The 15,769-nt window shown below is 36.2% G+C and carries 16 protein-coding genes and 1 tRNA gene; 15 read left to right on the forward strand and 2 right to left on the reverse strand.

What is annotated here, in order from left to right:
• Positions 1-196 precede the first annotated feature (196 nt).
• The 6 genes from Q5O86_RS08610 to Q5O86_RS08635 are packed head-to-tail and all read left to right on the forward strand — an operon-like array spanning position 197 to position 6,276.
• The gene (locus Q5O86_RS08610; protein WP_302626734.1) at positions 197-1,660 is read left to right on the forward strand and encodes a VanW family protein; all 1,464 of its coding nucleotides are present in this window, start codon (positions 197-199) and stop codon (positions 1,658-1,660) included.
• Positions 1,661-1,680: 20 nt separating this feature from the next.
• The gene (locus tag Q5O86_RS08615) at positions 1,681-2,655 is read left to right on the forward strand and encodes an AIR synthase-related protein (protein ID WP_302626735.1); all 975 of its coding nucleotides are present in this window, start codon (positions 1,681-1,683) and stop codon (positions 2,653-2,655) included.
• A 23-nt stretch (positions 2,656-2,678) separates the two neighbouring features.
• Entirely contained in the window at positions 2,679-3,161 is a 483-nt protein-coding gene (locus tag Q5O86_RS08620) for an Lrp/AsnC family transcriptional regulator (protein ID WP_302626736.1), read from the forward strand.
• Complete coding sequence (locus Q5O86_RS08625; RefSeq protein ID WP_302626737.1) at positions 3,161-4,333, forward strand: aminotransferase class I/II-fold pyridoxal phosphate-dependent enzyme; 1,173 nt, start codon at positions 3,161-3,163, stop codon at positions 4,331-4,333. The genes Q5O86_RS08620 and Q5O86_RS08625 overlap by 1 nt, the downstream gene beginning before the upstream one ends.
• Before the next feature lie 5 nt (positions 4,334-4,338).
• A complete protein-coding gene (gene trmL, locus Q5O86_RS08630; RefSeq protein WP_302626738.1) occupies positions 4,339-4,830 on the forward strand; it encodes a tRNA (uridine(34)/cytosine(34)/5-carboxymethylaminomethyluridine(34)-2'-O)-methyltransferase TrmL in 492 nt (163 codons plus the stop codon).
• 39 nt (positions 4,831-4,869) lie between these two features.
• Positions 4,870-6,276 (forward strand): uracil-xanthine permease family protein, encoded by a 1,407-nt coding sequence (locus Q5O86_RS08635; protein ID WP_302626739.1) that lies wholly within the window; start codon positions 4,870-4,872, stop codon positions 6,274-6,276.
• 47 nt (positions 6,277-6,323) lie between these two features.
• On the opposite strand, the gene Q5O86_RS08640 is transcribed toward Q5O86_RS08635, so the two are convergent.
• Positions 6,324-6,980: a Crp/Fnr family transcriptional regulator gene (locus Q5O86_RS08640; RefSeq protein WP_302626740.1), complete on the reverse strand. Its 657-nt coding sequence runs from the start codon at positions 6,978-6,980 to the stop codon at positions 6,324-6,326.
• Positions 6,981-7,302: 322 nt separating this feature from the next.
• Here Q5O86_RS08640 and Q5O86_RS08645 point away from each other — a divergent pair, with 322 nt between their 5' ends.
• The 9 genes from Q5O86_RS08645 (at position 7,303) to Q5O86_RS08685 (ending at position 14,124) form a co-directional block, all read left to right on the forward strand.
• On the forward strand, positions 7,303-7,842 hold the full coding sequence (locus Q5O86_RS08645; RefSeq protein WP_368074760.1) for a nitroreductase family protein: 540 nt from the start codon (positions 7,303-7,305) through the stop codon (positions 7,840-7,842).
• Positions 7,843-7,898: 56 nt separating this feature from the next.
• Positions 7,899-9,947: a formate C-acetyltransferase gene (gene pflB / locus Q5O86_RS08650; RefSeq protein ID WP_302626741.1), complete on the forward strand. Its 2,049-nt coding sequence runs from the start codon at positions 7,899-7,901 to the stop codon at positions 9,945-9,947.
• A 62-nt stretch (positions 9,948-10,009) separates the two neighbouring features.
• Positions 10,010-10,765: a pyruvate formate-lyase-activating protein gene (gene pflA / locus Q5O86_RS08655; RefSeq protein ID WP_302626742.1), complete on the forward strand. Its 756-nt coding sequence runs from the start codon at positions 10,010-10,012 to the stop codon at positions 10,763-10,765.
• Positions 10,766-10,797: 32 nt separating this feature from the next.
• Positions 10,798-11,046 carry an autonomous glycyl radical cofactor GrcA3 gene (grcA3, locus tag Q5O86_RS08660; protein ID WP_302626743.1) on the forward strand — a complete coding sequence of 83 codons (249 nt, stop codon included), beginning with the start codon at positions 10,798-10,800 and terminating at the stop codon, positions 11,044-11,046.
• A gap of 121 nt (positions 11,047-11,167) precedes the next feature.
• Entirely contained in the window at positions 11,168-12,472 is a 1,305-nt protein-coding gene (locus Q5O86_RS08665; RefSeq protein ID WP_302626744.1) for an ATP-binding protein, read from the forward strand.
• 33 nt (positions 12,473-12,505) lie between these two features.
• Complete coding sequence (locus Q5O86_RS08670) at positions 12,506-13,216, forward strand: hypothetical protein (RefSeq protein WP_302626745.1); 711 nt, start codon at positions 12,506-12,508, stop codon at positions 13,214-13,216.
• A 34-nt stretch (positions 13,217-13,250) separates the two neighbouring features.
• On the forward strand, positions 13,251-13,514 hold the full coding sequence (locus Q5O86_RS08675; RefSeq protein WP_302626746.1) for a PqqD family protein: 264 nt from the start codon (positions 13,251-13,253) through the stop codon (positions 13,512-13,514).
• 40 nt (positions 13,515-13,554) lie between these two features.
• On the forward strand, positions 13,555-13,980 hold the full coding sequence (locus tag Q5O86_RS08680) for a S24/S26 family peptidase (RefSeq protein ID WP_302626747.1): 426 nt from the start codon (positions 13,555-13,557) through the stop codon (positions 13,978-13,980).
• 72 nt (positions 13,981-14,052) lie between these two features.
• Positions 14,053-14,124: transfer RNA gene (locus Q5O86_RS08685), tRNA-Gln, on the forward strand.
• 104 nt (positions 14,125-14,228) lie between these two features.
• On the opposite strand, the gene Q5O86_RS08690 is transcribed toward Q5O86_RS08685, so the two are convergent.
• Positions 14,229-15,473: a 6-phosphofructokinase gene (locus tag Q5O86_RS08690; protein WP_302626748.1), complete on the reverse strand. Its 1,245-nt coding sequence runs from the start codon at positions 15,471-15,473 to the stop codon at positions 14,229-14,231.
• Between the last annotated feature and the right edge of the window lie 296 nt (positions 15,474-15,769).

A 15,769-nucleotide genomic window follows, 5' to 3' on the forward strand; every position in this document is an offset into this window, starting at 1 on the left:
AATATGGAGATTGTAAAGGAGATAAGACAATGGAATTTTTTTATAAGAAAAGAAATCAGAAAATAATAGCAGGAGCAATTGCAGTTATTTTGGTAGCAGCAATGGTTGTTACTACAGTATTAAGTTTTTAATTATAAATTTTAAATTGGATTAGCATAATAAATTTTTTGAACTGAAAGATATTTTGGAGGAAAAAATGAAGTGGATGAAACAATTAGGTTTTATAATTGTGTTTGTTGTCTTGCTTATGTGTACAGTTCAGACGTTTGCTGCTTCAAGGGGCACAGATACGAAAAGCAATGAGGAGATAAAGGAAGGCGTTTACATTGGTGACGTGGATGTCAGTAATCTGACATATAAGGAAGCGGAAGAAGCAATACAAAAAAAAGTCAAAGAAGCTACTGGAGTAAAAGTATCTTTAAAGGTAAATAATGATATAGTAGAGACTACTTTAAAAGAGCTTGGATACAAATGGGCGAATAAAGAAGTATTAGATGAAGCAGTAGAATTGGGAAAATCAGGAAATGTCATTAAAAGATATAAGGATGATTTGGATTTAAAAAAAGAGGGTATGAAATATGACCTGAAAATGGATTTTAATCAGGATACTTTAAAGAAAAAATTGGAGAAACAGTGTGCTCCTTATAATATAGAAGCAAAAAATGCCTCTTTAAAAGCTACAGGACATGGGTTTGAGATTATACCTGAAAAAGAGGGATGTGTAGTGGACTATGATATGACCACATCGAATCTATATGAATATGTGACAGAAAAATGGGATGGAAAATCAGATATTGATTTTGAAACAATAACAGAGATTTCAAAACCTAAGTATACTTCAAAGGATTGCAAAAAAGTTTCTGATGAACCGATGGGAAGCTGGACAACAAATTTTACAACGGGAACAGCTTATGACAACAGAAACCTTAATATAAAAAATGGTGCAGAAAAGTTAAATGGACAGGTTTTATATCCGGGAGAGAGTTTTTCCTGTAATGAACATTTAGCTCCATGGACAGAAGATAATGGATGGTATCCGGCGGGTACATATGTTGATGGCGGTGTGGCAGACAGCCTGGGAGGTGGCATCTGTCAGGTTTCCAGTACATTATATAATGCGCTTTTGAGAGCTGAACTTAAAATAACTAAGAGATTTTCTCATTCTATGGCGGTTTCTTATGTAGATTTGGCAGCTGATGCCGCACTGGCGGGAGACTACAAAGATTTAGTATTTGAAAATGATACGGATGCACCGGTTTATGTTCAGGGTGTCTATAATCCGGGTGGTTCTATTACTTTCAATATATATGGCCATGATACAAGGAAACAAAGTCATTCTGTAAAATATGAAAGCGAGTTAGTAAGCACTACACCGATAAAAACGGAGACGAAAAAAGACCCAACAAAACCGGTAGGATTTACGGAGACAACACCCGGACATACGGGATATGTCGCAAAATTGTGGAAAATCACATATGAAGATGGTAAAGAGGTAAATAGAGAAGTATTGCATACCAGTACATATGCGATGTCACCTACAAAGAAAATTGTTGGCACAAAGAAAGCTTCAGATGATAAGAAAAAAGATAAGCCATCGAAGTCAGATGATGACGACGAAAAAACTACTCAGGGGAAAAAGAAGAAAAATCAGGAAGAATAATAAATAAAAGGCGGTGTGTTATGCATATAGGTAAAGTTTCTGAAATAGCTTACAAACGTTCTGTAAAAAAGAAACTATCCTCTGATTTAGAAGGGGTTACCCCGGGTGTAGATGCCGCACAATTATCATTAGAAGACATTACAGTTGTAATGTCTTCTAATTGTATATTGAAGTGGTTTCAAGGGTGTGAAGAATATTATCTGCAAAAAAGCATAAATCAATTATTTGAGAAGGGCGGCATACCCCTCTATGTACAATTACTAATTCATATCCCGGTGGATTATGAGGAAAAAAAGTTAGGAAAAATTATTAAAAATATGAATGCTGCCACAGATAAAAAAGGACTTACTATCTGTTTTTGCAGAGCTTATGTAGGAGAAGGGAAATCTCCTGTTGTCCATATCACTGTTATTGGAAAAAAAGATGAGAACATATATAAACATATGTTAGATAGAAGAATGGTAAGACCGGGAATGCAGGTAGTAATGGCAGGTAGTATCGCTATTGGAGGAACGGCGGTTTTATCTCAAAAATATAGTGAGAAACTGTTAGAAAAGTTTAATCCCGGATTTGTGAACAGATGTATTGATTTAAAAAATATGACAGATATAGAAAAAATAGTGAAAACAGCGGCAAAAAATGGTACAATATCAATACATGCGGTGTCAGACGGTGGTGCGTTTGGTGCAATCTGGGAGTTGGCATCGTCTGCAGGTATTGGAATCTGCGTTGATATTAAAAAGATACCTGTATTGCAGGAGACGATAGAGGTTGCAGAAATATTTGACTATAATCCATATCTCATGGATGGAACCGGAGCGGCACTCTTTGTATGTGACGACGGGGAGAGAATGGTTTCTGCTTTGAAAGAAAATGGATTTTGTGCCAATATTATTGGACAGTTGACTGGGGGAAATGACAGAGTTGCAGTGAATGGAGATGAAAAAAGATATTTAGAACCCCCAAGGGGAGATGAAATATATAGATTTTTATAAAATATCAGTAAAGGAGAATAGAAATGAGAGATGAGATTTTAAGACTAATTGAAAAAAACAGTAAAATTGATATCCACGAAATAGCAATTTTACTTGGAGTCGCGGAGGCGGAAGTCGCCAATGAAATAGCGGCAATGGAAAAAGAAAATGTAATTTGTGGATATTATACATTAATAGATTGGGAAAAGACAACAGAAGAGAGAGTGACAGCTTTAATTGAGGTAAAAGTAACACCACAAAGAGGCAGTGGATTTGATGAAACGGCAGAAAGAATATATAAATACGATGAAGTTAAGGCGGTTTATCTTATGTCTGGCGGATTCGATTTTACAGTTATCATTGAGGAAAAGACAATGAAAGAAATTGCACAGTTTGTTTCAAGCAAGCTTTCTACATTAGATTCAATACTAAATACAGCAACTCATTTTGTTTTGAAAAAATATAAGGATTACGGAATGATTTTAGCTGAAAAAGAAAAAGATGAAAGGATGTTAGTGACACCATAATGAGAGACCCATTATCAAATATAGTAAAAGAGATAAAACCATCGGGTATAAGAAAGTTTTTCGATATTGTAAGCGAAATGAAAGATGCTATTTCGCTTGGAGTAGGTGAACCTGATTTTGATACCCCTTGGCATATTAGAGAAGAAGGAATTTACAGTTTAGAGAAAGGACGTACTTTTTATACGTCTAACGCAGGCTTAAAAGAGTTAAAAGTAGAAGTCTGTAATTATTTAAAAAGAAAATTGGATTTAAACTATGATTATAATAAAGAAGTTATGATTACAGTTGGCGGAAGTGAGGCTATTGATTTGGCAATCCGTGCAATGATTAATCCTGGTGAGGAGGTTTTGATACCACAGCCCAGCTATGTGTCGTATGTACCATGTGTGGAGTTGGCATATGGCGTGCCTGTGATTATTGAATTAAAAGAGGAGAATGAGTTCCGTCTCACAAAACAGGAATTATTAGACCATATTACAGATAAGACAAAAATATTAGTTCTTCCGTTTCCTAATAACCCTACAGGGGCAATTATGGAAAGGGCAGATTTAGAAGATATTGCACAGATTTGTATTGAAAATGATATTTTTGTTATCTCAGATGAAATTTATTCTGAACTTACATACGGAAGAGAGCATGTTTCTATTGCATGTCTTCCGGAAATGAGAGAGAGAACTGTTTTAATCAATGGATTTTCAAAAGCATATGCAATGACAGGTTGGAGACTTGGATATGCAGCTGCTCCGGAGCCAATTATGTCGCAGATGATAAAAATACATCAGTTTGCGATTATGTGTGCGCCGACTACAAGCCAGTATGCGGCTGTTGAGGCATTGAGAAATGGTGACGGAGATGTAAAGCGAATGTGTGAATCCTACAATCAGAGAAGAAAGTTTCTCCTTCACGAGTTTAGAGATATGGGATTAGACTGTTTTGAGCCATTTGGAGCGTTTTATGTATTTCCGAGCATTAAAAAGTTTGGTTTGACTTCCGATGAGTTCGCAGAAAAATTGTTAGAGGAAGAGAAGGTGGCAGTAGTGCCGGGTACAGCTTTTGGCGATTGTGGAGAAGGATTCCTCAGAATTTCTTATGCCTATTCCATAGAGGATTTGAAAGTAGCGCTGGGAAGGGTGAGAAATTTTGTAGAGAGATTGCAAAAGAATGAGGAGTAATACAGATGAATATAGTTTTACTGGAACCTGAGATTCCACAGAACACCGGGAATATAGGCAGAACCTGCTGTGCTACAGGAACAAGACTTCATCTGATTGAGCCAATGGGATTCCGTATTAATGAGAAGTCCTTAAAAAGAGCGGGAATGGATTACTGGGAGAATCTCGATGTCACTATTTATGATAGTTACAGAGATTTTGTAGAAAAAAATCCGGGTGCTAAAATATGGTTTGCCACAACAAAAGCGCCTAAGAGGTATACAGATGTTAAGTTTTCTGATAATGACTTCATAATGTTTGGCAAGGAAAGTGCAGGAATACCGGAGGAGATTTTGGTAGAAAATAAAGAGAATTGTATCAGGATACCGATGAATCCTGATATCCGCTCTTTGAATCTGGCAAATTCCGCAGCCATTGTGCTTTATGAAGCGTTGAGACAGAATGATTTTGCCGGTATGCAGATGGAAGGAAAACTACATAGATTAGATTGGATGTAGTTTACTATATATCAAAAGAAAAAGAGGGAGGATTTGACGATGTCAAACGAAAAAACAAACATCGGTAAGGAACCGGTGTACGATGCCAGAAAGCTCGGCTTTGGAAGGATGGGAATTTTAGGTTTCCAGCATATGTTTGCCATGTTTGGAGCTACCGTAACGGTTCCGCTTCTTACGGGGCTTAGTGTACAGACCACACTGCTTATGGCGGGACTTGGAACACTTTTGTTCCATCTGTTAACAAAATTTAAGGTGCCGGCATTTTTAGGCTCATCTTTTGCATTTTTAGGAGGCTATGCAGCCATAGCTCCTATGGGACAAGATGGCGCTAATCTTGAAATGCTTCCATATGCCTGCCTGGGTGTCGTGTTTGCGGGATTGCTATATTTAGTCCTCGCATTGATTATTAAGGTAGTAGGTGTTGCAAAGGTTATGAAACTTTTCCCACCGGTAGTGACAGGACCGATTATTATAGCAATCGGACTTTGTCTTGCTCCATCTGCGTTAAATAATTGTGCTACATGCTGGCCGTTGGCAATTGTGGCGTTAGTTATTGTTATTGCATTTAATATCTGGGGTAAAGGCATGGCTAAGATTATTCCTATTTTGTTGGGAGTAGTTGGAGCATATATTGTAGCTTTATTGCTTGGAAATTTGGCAGGAGTCAGCTGGATTACTCCTGTTGACACTGCAAAAATTGCAGATGCTGCATGGATTGGTCTTCCAATTGATTGGAGCCAGACAGTATTTGGTGGAGTAGATTTTGGGGAGACGGCAAAGATTACAGCAGCATTAACGACTATGATTCCGATTGCCATTGCTACTATGATGGAACATATTGGAGATATTTGTGCAATTGGTGCAACTGTTGGAAAAGACTATATCAATGACCCGGGTCTGGATAAGACTTTAATTGGTGATGGTCTTGCCACATCATTATCATCATTGTTTGGTGGACCTGCGAATACTACATATGGTGAGAACACAGGCGTGCTTGCGCTCTCAAAGGTTTATGATCCTAGAGTTGTAAGAATTGCAGCTTACCTTGCTATTTTGTTTTCGTTTTCACCTAAGTTTGCAGCAGTTATCAATGCTATGCCATTTGGTATTGTAGGTGGTATTTCATTTATACTTTACGGAATGATTGCATCTATCGGAGTTAGAAATATGGTAGAAGCTCAGGTGGATTTCCAGAAATCAAGAAATGTCATTGTCGCAGCAATAACCGTTGTCTGTGCTTTGGGAATTAAGTTTAGTGCAGGAATGGGTGCTGACGTTGTAAATTCCTTAGACGGAACGGTTTCATTTGACGTGGCAGGAGTTACAATCAGCCTTTCGAGTCTGGCGATTGCAGCTTTGGCGGGTATTCTTCTAAATGCATTATTTCCGGATAAAGATGAAGTGAAGAGTGTTGAGATGGATACAGAGAAACAGGATAAAAAATAAAATAATATATTATAAGTATAAAGAGGTTGCCGCATTTATGATTTTTATCATTCATGCGGCAGTTTTAATAAGGTTACTTTTCGTCTCTCCAGTTTTATAATTCCATCTCCCTTCATTTTACTGATTTCCCTGCTCATAGCGCTTCGGTCTACCGAGAGGTAGTCTGCCAGTATGCTCATTGTAAAAGGAATATAAAATGTATTACTATTATTTTTAGAAGAGAGAATTTCAAAAAAAGATAGAAGTTTATCTCTAATGGAGCGTTGGCTTAAAACTTCTAAATGTTCGCAAATATTTTGGGTTTTATCTGAAACCATTGACAAAATATTATTTACAAGCTGACTATGATGTTTGCATGCTTTTGCACATCTTTTTATAATATGTTCATAATCAATATATCTAATTTTGCAGTCACTTGTCGCTTCAACAATTATATTTTTTTTGTTTGCATGGAAATAGAAAAGCTGACCGAATATATCTCCCTCGTTTAAGTATTCTAAAATCGTCTGAGAGCCATTAGGTAAATTATGTATCACACTGGCTGAACCCTCCTCGATAATTCCGATTCCCATATCTTCCTCATCGAAAAAACAAATAATTTCTTTGGAATAATAAGTTTTAATATATGAATTAAAACACTGAAGCATAGATTGTTGGTCTGAAAAATCAATATTATGGAACAAATTGCTTTTTGTAGTACACATAATTAATACCTCCTGACTAGTATAATATTAAATTATAACAAAAAAATAAAAAAGTTGCAAATGCAACAGTAATTATAATGGAAAAGTATATAATTATTATTGTAAAGGATAATATTATCAGAAATAGGTATATTTCATTTTATCTGGTGAAAAACGAGTGCTTTTTATAATAAAATATTTCCTTCTCACCGTTGCAAAAAAAAAGATAAAGTGTTATATTATTCACAGTTAGTGAAAATGACGTTTTATGTGTGAAAGTGCGTCCTTTGGATGAAAAATCTTTTGCGTATCTATATACTAACTAATATGATATGGAGGTACAATGATGGATGCTATTACATGCATAAAAACAAGAAGAAGTATTAGAAAGTTCAAAACTGAAACTATTTCAAAAGATGTAATAAAAGACTTAGTGCTTACGGCTTCCTATGCTCCATCTTGGAAAAACACTCAGACTACCCGTTATATTGCCATAACGGACCCTGAAACGAAAGACCGTATCTCAAAAGAATGTTGCAATGAGCATAATCAGGGCATTATTGACAGTGCACCTGTATTGATTGCTACAACTATCATGGATAAGCGCTCAGGATTTGAGAGAGATGGTAGTTATACAACGATTCGTGAAGACAATTGGCAGTCTTTTGACAATGGCGTTGCAGTTCAGACATTTTGTCTGGCAGCAAATGAAAAAGGTCTTGGAACAGTTATTATGGGAATGTATGACATCGACAAGGCAGCAGAAATCCTAGAAGTTCCAGAGGAACAATTACTTATGGCTTTGATTGCTGTAGGTTATCCAAATGAGGAACCGGCAGTCCCGAAGAGGAAAGCTGTAGAGGATATACTGAAGTTTCGTTAGTCATTCACTAAATATATATTAAAGCTTTACATTTATTTTTAGGAGGAAAAACAGAGATGAGAGAAGAATGGACAGGATTTAATGGTGGCGCTTGGGAAAAAGAAGTCAACGTCAGAGATTTTATCCAGAAAAACTACACACCATATGATGGTGATGCAAGCTTTTTAGCAGGACCTACACAGAACACAACAGATTTATGGAATCAGGTGCTTGAACTTCAGAAATTGGAGAGAGAAAGAGGCGGAGTTGTAGATATGGATACAAAAGTTGTTACAGGTATCACAGCTCATGGACCAGGTTATCTTGATAAGGATAAAGAAACAATCGTAGGATTTCAGACAGATAAACCATTTAAGAGAGCACTTCATGTAAATGGAGGTATCCGTATGGCTATTCAGGCATGCTCAGACAATGGTTATGAGGTAGACCCTGAAGTTGTAGATTTTTATACAAATTATAGAAAGACACACAATGCAGGTGTATTTGATGCTTATACTCCGGAAATGAGAGCTTGTCGTTCCAGCCATGTTATCACAGGTCTTCCTGATGCTTATGGACGTGGACGTATTATTGGTGACTATAGAAGAGTAGCTCTTTACGGTGTTGATAGACTTATTGAAGATAAAGAAGCTCAGAAGGCTGCAACTCCTACAGTTATGACAGCTGAAGTTATTCGTGATAGAGAAGAATATTCAGAACAGATTAAAGCTCTTAAGCAGTTAAAAGAATTAGGAAAGATTTACGGATTTGATATTTCAAGACCGGCTCAGAATGTTAAGGAAGCTATCCAGTGGGTATATCTTGCATATTTAGCAGTAGTAAAAGACCAGAACGGTGCAGCAATGTCACTTGGTAGAACATCTACATTTATTGATATTTATGCTGAGAGAGATTTAGCAAATGGAACATTTACAGAAGAACAGATTCAGGAATTTGTAGATCACTTCATTATGAAGTTAAGATGTGTTAAGTTCTCAAGAACACCTGATTACAACGATATCTTTTCCGGTGACCCGGTTTGGGTAACAGAGTCAATCGGTGGTGTTGGTATTGACGGACGTCATATGGTATCAAAGATGTCATATAGATATCTTCACACATTAGAAAACTTAGGCGCAGCTCCAGAGCCAAACCTTACAGTTCTCTGGTCTACAAGACTTCCACAGGAATTTAAGAAATATTGTGCAAAGTTATCTATTGAATACTCATCAATGCAGTACGAAAATGATGACCTTATGAGAGTAACACATGGTGATGATTATGGTATTGCCTGCTGTGTATCTTCTATGAGAATTGGTAAGGAAATGCAGTTCTTCGGAGCTAGAGCAAACCTTGCAAAATGTCTTCTTTACGCTATCAATGGTGGTGTGGATGAAAAGACAAAGAAACAGGTTGGACCTAAGTTCAGACCATATACAGAAGAATATCTTGATTATGACAAGGTAATGGCATTATATGAAGATATGATGAAATGGTTGGCAGGTGTTTATGTAAATGCTCTTAATATCATCCATTACATGCATGATAAATATTGTTATGAATCAATCCAGATGGCATTACATGATGCTCATGTTAAGAGATGGTTTGCTACAGGTGTTGCAGGTCTTTCAATTGTTGCAGATTCATTCTCAGCTATGAAATATGCAAAGGTTAAAGTAATCAGAGATGAAGATGGTCTTGCAGTAGATTATGAAATCGAAGGTGAGTTCCCTAAATATGGTAATGATGATGACAGAGTTGACTCAATTGCTGTAGAAATCGTTAATAAGTTTATGGGATATCTCAGACAGAATCACACTTACAGAGATGGTATTCCTACACAGTCTATCCTTACAATTACATCAAATGTAACATACGGTAGAGCTACAGGAAATACACCTGACGGAAGAAGAGCCGGAGAACCATTTGCACCAGGTGCAAACCCACTTCATGGTAGAGATAAGAACGGTGCGGTTGCATCTCTTGCATCTGTATCTAAGATTCCATTTATGAATGCACAGGATGGTATTTCCAATACATTTACTATCATTCCTGATGCACTTGGTAAAGATGATAAGGTTATTGCTGGTGATATTGATATTCCGGGATTTAAGCCGGCAGAATAATTTATCAGCAGATACGTTTTTAAAGAATATAAATTTTATAAATATAAAGAGGACTTATTCATATGGCAACAGGTATAATTCATTCACTTGAAAGCTGTGGAACAGTAGATGGACCGGGAGTACGATTTGTAGTGTTTTTCAAAGGATGTCCAATGAGGTGTTTATATTGTCATAATCCGGACACATGGGAGATGACCGGTGGTCAGGAGATGACGGTAGAACAGCTGATGGCAGAGTTTGAAAAGAAAAGACCGTTTTATGAAACCGGAGGTATTACTGCCACAGGTGGAGAACCCATGGTTCAGATAGATTTTCTTACAGAACTTTTTACCGAGTGTAAAAATAGGGGAATCCATACTTGTCTGGATACATCAGGAACAATGTTTCAACCGGATGATTCAGCATATATGAAAAAAGTCGATAGTTTATTAGAGGTAACAGATTTGGTCATGTTGGACATTAAGCACATAGACCCGGAGGAACACTGGAAATTGTGCAAACGTCCAAATGACAATATCTTGAAATTTGCCCAGTATGTCGATAGCAAAGGCATTGAGATATGGATTCGTCATGTTTGCGTTCCGCATATTACAATAAATAAAGATTACTTATTTAAGTTAGGTCAGTTTATTGGTACATTGAGGAATTTAAAAGCAATTGATGCCCTTCCATATCATGATATGGGTAAGATGAAATACAAAGAGCTCGGTATTGAATATCCGATACCTGATATAGAACCCGCAACAAAGGATATGGCTATATCCTGTAGAAATATTATTCTAGAGGGGGTAAAGGATACGAGAGAGAAAATGAGCTAAATCAAGTTATAAAATAATAGGAGGAAAAGAAAATGGCAGCTAGTGCAAAACAAGTAGATAATTTAGTAGCTTTATTGGATGGTTATGCAGCAGAGGGTGGACATCATCTTAATGTTAATGTATTACAGAAAGATACATTACTTGATGCTCAGGCTCATCCTGAGAAATACCCACAGCTTACAGTTCGTGTTTCAGGATATGCTGTAAATTTCATTAAATTAACAAAAGAGCAGCAGGATGATGTTATTCACAGAACATTCCATGCTAGTACAGGTCTATAAGAAGTAGATTTGAAAAAAATTGATTTTTAATTGAAATGTACAAAAATAAAAGCAACCACTATTGGAGCAGAATCCATTAGTGGTTGCTTTTGTAACAGTTTATAGTAAGGAGACAGGAGATATGTATAATATTGTATCAAAATTGCTGATGTACGGTGATATGCCGGAAAATTCTATATTAATGGAATTGAGTAATATTATCCGTGAATATAAGGAAAATGAATATAAAAAAGATGAGATTATCACAAAGATTTATCACCAGATAAAAAGAATCCTTCAGGTTGCAACAGACTATGGATTTGATAAAAATTTATGGCATAATTATCTTACATATCTTCTAATTACAAATGAGAATCCATTCAGTCTGACTTGTGAAAAAGTTGGGGCAAATGATGGAAGCGTAAATTATTTTGCAAAAAATGACTTTAAACAGTTTAAATTGCTTTTTGACTATGATTTTAAGCCGATGGAAGCAGAGCTGGGAATTGATTGTTTTGATAAAATACAAAATTATAAGGCAATTGGAAAACCTGAATTAATGTATAATAAAAATGTCAGTGAGAAGGTTCAGAAACTGAGCTTGCAATTGGAAAAAGCAGAAGATGAAAATGCGTTTTTTGAATGTGTTACTTCATTTTATAAAAAGTTTGGTGTTGGAATGTTTGGCTTAAACAAAGCATTTAGAATTAATGATGGCGCTGAATCTTTAGAGTTCCTTGCGATTAATAACATGGACAGGGTTGTTTTGGATGACCTTGTAGGATATGAGATACAGAAAAAGAAATTGATAGATAATACGGAGGCATTTGTACAGGGAAGAAAAGCAAATAATTGTCTGTTATTTGGAGATAGTGGAACAGGTAAATCTACCAGTATCAAAGCGATTGTCAATCAATACTATGAACAGGGACTCAGAATGATAGAGATATATAAGCACCAGTTTAAGGATTTGTCTAATGTTATTGCGGCTATTAAGAATAGGAATTATAAGTTTATTATTTATATGGATGATTTGTCGTTTGAAGAGTTTGAAGTAGAGTACAAGTTTTTAAAAGCGGTTATTGAAGGAGGAGTCGAGACAAAACCTGAAAATATATTGATATACGCGACTTCAAACAGACGTCATCTGATTAAAGAGACGTGGAGTGACAGAAGTGATGTGAAGGTGGAAAATGGTATGCATAAGTCTGACACGATGGAAGAAAAGCTTTCCCTGGTTCATAGATTTGGTGTTACGATTAATTATTCGAAACCTACACAGAAAGAATATTTTGCAATTGCAGTACAGCTGAGCAGAAGATTGGGAGTTGAACTGTCAGATGAGGAGATTCGGGCAGAGGCAAACAAATGGGAGTTAAGTCATGGTGGCATTTCAGGAAGAACGGCTCAACAATTTGCCAATTATCTTGCGGGACAGAAACTGTAGAAATAGAAAAATATAGATATTGGAGTTGTTGGAATGAGAATATATAAGTTTGCAGATATTCCGGTAGGGGTTACAGCAAGAGGAAAATATTTTGAACAAAATTGCGAGGAATATTTGGCGGAAGAGGAAACACCGCAGTTTGAGATATCGGTGACATTAGAGGATTTGGAATATGAGCAGAAGCATGCAGAAAATAATGCAGTGTTACCTCAATTTTATTTGGAGTTTATTGCTCTTTATAGACAATTTTGTGAAAAAGTTCTGGATTATGGGGTAGTTTTATGCCATGGAAGTGTGATAGAATATAACGGTCATGCTTATATGTTTACAGCACCGAGCGGCACAGGTAAATCTACACATGCCAGAATGTGGAGAGAACATTTTGGGGAAGATGTAATTATGATTAATGATGATAAACCACTTTTGAAATTTAAAGAGGATGGAGTTTATGCATATGGTACACCTTGGGATGGCAAGCATCATTTATCAACAAACAGATGTGCAAAACTGGCAGGAATCTGTTTTTTACATCAGGCAGAAGAAAATAACATTGATAAAATTGGTGCAGAAAAATCTGTTGATTTGCTTATGAATCAGATATATAGACCGAGAAATTCGGAAGGGTTACTTAAAACCTTAGATTATGTGGACAGATTGATAAAAGAAATACCCATGTATTCTATGGGATGCACCATGTCTGAGGAGGCAGCAGAGGTAGCGTATAATGCAATGCGAAAAGAATAAAACTATTTAAATAGAGTGTATTTTGGAGGAAATAATGAAGGTTAGAGACGGTTTTGTATTGAGAAATATGGGAGGACAGTCAGTTGTTGTTTCTATAGGAGCTGCCAGCAAGGTGTTTAATGGAATGGTCAAGTTGAATGAAACAGGTGCTTTTTTATGGAGCAGACTTGTAGAAGGCGCAGATAAAGAGGACTTAGTGCAGGCTTTATTAGAGAAATATGATGTGGATATAGAATTAGCGAAGAAGGATGTTGAAAAATTTATTGAGATATTGCAAAGACCCGGAATTATAGAATAATTATTAATTTTTCATAAAATATATAATATTAGAGGATTGTATGGATACAATAACAATAGAAGAAGCTATTGATAAGAATGGATATCACCTTTCAACCATTGTTGGTGACAGTATGATGCCACTGTTGCGAAACAGAAGAGATATGGTGAAAATAGTTCCCGCAAAAGAAAAACTGAAAAAATATGATTTGCCATTATATCGGAGACCGGATGGTAAATATGTATTGCATAGAATCGTTAAAGTAAAAAGAGGCTATTATATCGCCTGTGGAGATAATAGATTTTGGAGAGAGAAAGTCCCTTTTGAATGGATTGTGGGAGTTACAGAGATAATATATAGGGATGAAAAGGAAATTCCGGTAAATCATCCGGAATATGTTGCATATGTTAAGAGAGTCTGTCGTTCATTTTGGAGAAGGCGTATTCAATCAAAAATCAAGAAAATTTGTTTTAAAAAATATAGATAATTAGACATAAAATAAAAAAAGCACTTGCAATATAAAAAAGTGTATGGTAAAATATTTTCTGTTGCAAGACAATGGCCCATCGCCAAATGGTAAGGCACTGGACTCTGACTCCAGCATTTCAAGGTTCGAATCCTTGTGGGCCAGTTACACACAGTATCGGTTTTCGATACTGTTTTTTTTATTATATAGGAAAGGTTTTAAAAGTCCCCAATTGTTCAACATTATGTTGGGCAATTGAGGACTTTTAATTATTCGTCTATTTTGTTTGGAAATAGATGTGATATGTCTAAATAATCCGGAATACCTCTCTGATATTTTACTACGGGTTCTCCCAGAATAAGCGGGTATACATAATCGATAAATTCCTGTGTAACATTGTTTCCACGCTCGTTAATCCACGCTCTTGGAACATGTTTTACGAGGCCGGCAACGTTTTTTACGTCAGTATCACCCATATCTACGCTGTAAGGTTCATTTGTTTTTCTAATAGCCGTAACCATCACACCGGTTTTTCCATTCAGGGCAGTATCTACGGCGTGGCGACCTAATCGGAAAGATTCTCCAATGTCAGTAATAGAGGACATATGGGCAGCACTTCTCTGCAAAATGTTAATTTCCACAGAACGTACCTTTACCTGAATATTTTGTTTGATAATATATTCAAGACATTTACCGGTGCCGCTGAGCTGGCTGTGGCCAAATGTGTCTTCAACAGCAGATGTTGCACTAATGTAATTACCATCAGCATCTTTGATACCTTCTGATACTGCAATGACAACATTATTATATCTGTCCATTGCAGCACGAACATCTTCGATAAATTGTTTTTCATCAAAAGCAACTTCCGGAAGATATATAAGATGTGGAGCAAAATTGTATTTGTTTCTTGCAAGAACTGATGCTCCGGTAAGCCATCCGGCATCCCGCCCCATGATTTCAACAATCGTAACACTGTTAATAGGATAAATGGATGTATCATGTCCTATTTCTAAAAGTGTTGCTGCGACATATTTTGCTGCGGAACCATATCCTGGTGTATGGTCAGTGACGCATAAATCATTATCAATTGTTTTTGGAATGCCAATAATTTTAATTTCCTGTCCGATTGCTTTGGCATAAGTGTTTAGCTTGTCCACAGTGTCCATGGAATCATTTCCACCGATATAGAAAAAAGCATCAATCTCATATTTTTCAAATTTATTAAAAATATATGCATAAGGCGCATCATCTTCTGTGTAATCGGGAAGCTGATAGCGGCAAGAACCTAAATACATAGATGGAGACTTTTTTAGAAGTTCAATAAACATGGGGATTTCTTCTACTTTTTGAGATAAATCCATAAGTCTCCCATTGAGAAGACCTTGTACACCGTTTAACGAACCATAAATTTTATTAAATTGTTTACTATCTATGGTACCTTGAATTACACCTGCCAGACTGGCATTAATAGCAACTGTAGGGCCACCTGATTGGGCAACTAAGCAATTTCTCATTTGATTTCCTCCGATTTTTGTCATTTAGGTATAAGTATAACCCAGATTATAATAAAAACCAATATAAAATAATGAAAAAGAAGAGGGTTATCGCTTTTATGATTTTAAATCAATAATGCGATAACCCCATCTTAATTTATTACCGTTTTTATACAACGACCAAAACGGTATTGAAACTCATTTAACCCCAGAGGAAACTATATCATTATTTTTATAGCCCAACAACTATTTTCGCACGACTTATTTCGACGCTTTTTCTTTATTTGTCGTAATAAATATGAAAATGTCGATTTATT

Origin of the sequence: uncultured Eubacterium sp. (assembly GCF_937958975.1) — a bacterium.
GTDB lineage: Bacteria > Bacillota > Clostridia > Lachnospirales > Lachnospiraceae > Eubacterium_G.

Coding starts and splice junctions, on each gene's coding strand:
- Q5O86_RS08645 (WP_368074760.1), top strand. CDS start 7,303: ATGATGGATGCTATTACATGCATAAAAACAAGAAGAAGTATTAGAAAG.
- Q5O86_RS08675 (WP_302626746.1), top strand. CDS start 13,251: ATGAAGGTTAGAGACGGTTTTGTATTGAGAAATATGGGAGGACAGTCA.
- Q5O86_RS08615 (WP_302626735.1), top strand. CDS start 1,681: ATGCATATAGGTAAAGTTTCTGAAATAGCTTACAAACGTTCTGTAAAA.
- Q5O86_RS08625 (WP_302626737.1), top strand. CDS start 3,161: ATGAGAGACCCATTATCAAATATAGTAAAAGAGATAAAACCATCGGGT.
- pflA (WP_302626742.1), top strand. CDS start 10,010: ATGGCAACAGGTATAATTCATTCACTTGAAAGCTGTGGAACAGTAGAT.
- Q5O86_RS08620 (WP_302626736.1), top strand. CDS start 2,679: ATGAGAGATGAGATTTTAAGACTAATTGAAAAAAACAGTAAAATTGAT.
- Q5O86_RS08680 (WP_302626747.1), top strand. CDS start 13,555: ATGGATACAATAACAATAGAAGAAGCTATTGATAAGAATGGATATCAC.
- Q5O86_RS08610 (WP_302626734.1), top strand. CDS start 197: ATGAAGTGGATGAAACAATTAGGTTTTATAATTGTGTTTGTTGTCTTG.
- Q5O86_RS08670 (WP_302626745.1), top strand. CDS start 12,506: ATGAGAATATATAAGTTTGCAGATATTCCGGTAGGGGTTACAGCAAGA.
- trmL (WP_302626738.1), top strand. CDS start 4,339: ATGAATATAGTTTTACTGGAACCTGAGATTCCACAGAACACCGGGAAT.
- Q5O86_RS08665 (WP_302626744.1), top strand. CDS start 11,168: ATGTATAATATTGTATCAAAATTGCTGATGTACGGTGATATGCCGGAA.
- Q5O86_RS08640 (WP_302626740.1), bottom strand. CDS start 6,980: ATGTGTACTACAAAAAGCAATTTGTTCCATAATATTGATTTTTCAGAC.
- pflB (WP_302626741.1), top strand. CDS start 7,899: ATGAGAGAAGAATGGACAGGATTTAATGGTGGCGCTTGGGAAAAAGAA.
- Q5O86_RS08635 (WP_302626739.1), top strand. CDS start 4,870: ATGTCAAACGAAAAAACAAACATCGGTAAGGAACCGGTGTACGATGCC.
- Q5O86_RS08690 (WP_302626748.1), bottom strand. CDS start 15,473: ATGAGAAATTGCTTAGTTGCCCAATCAGGTGGCCCTACAGTTGCTATT.
- grcA3 (WP_302626743.1), top strand. CDS start 10,798: ATGGCAGCTAGTGCAAAACAAGTAGATAATTTAGTAGCTTTATTGGAT.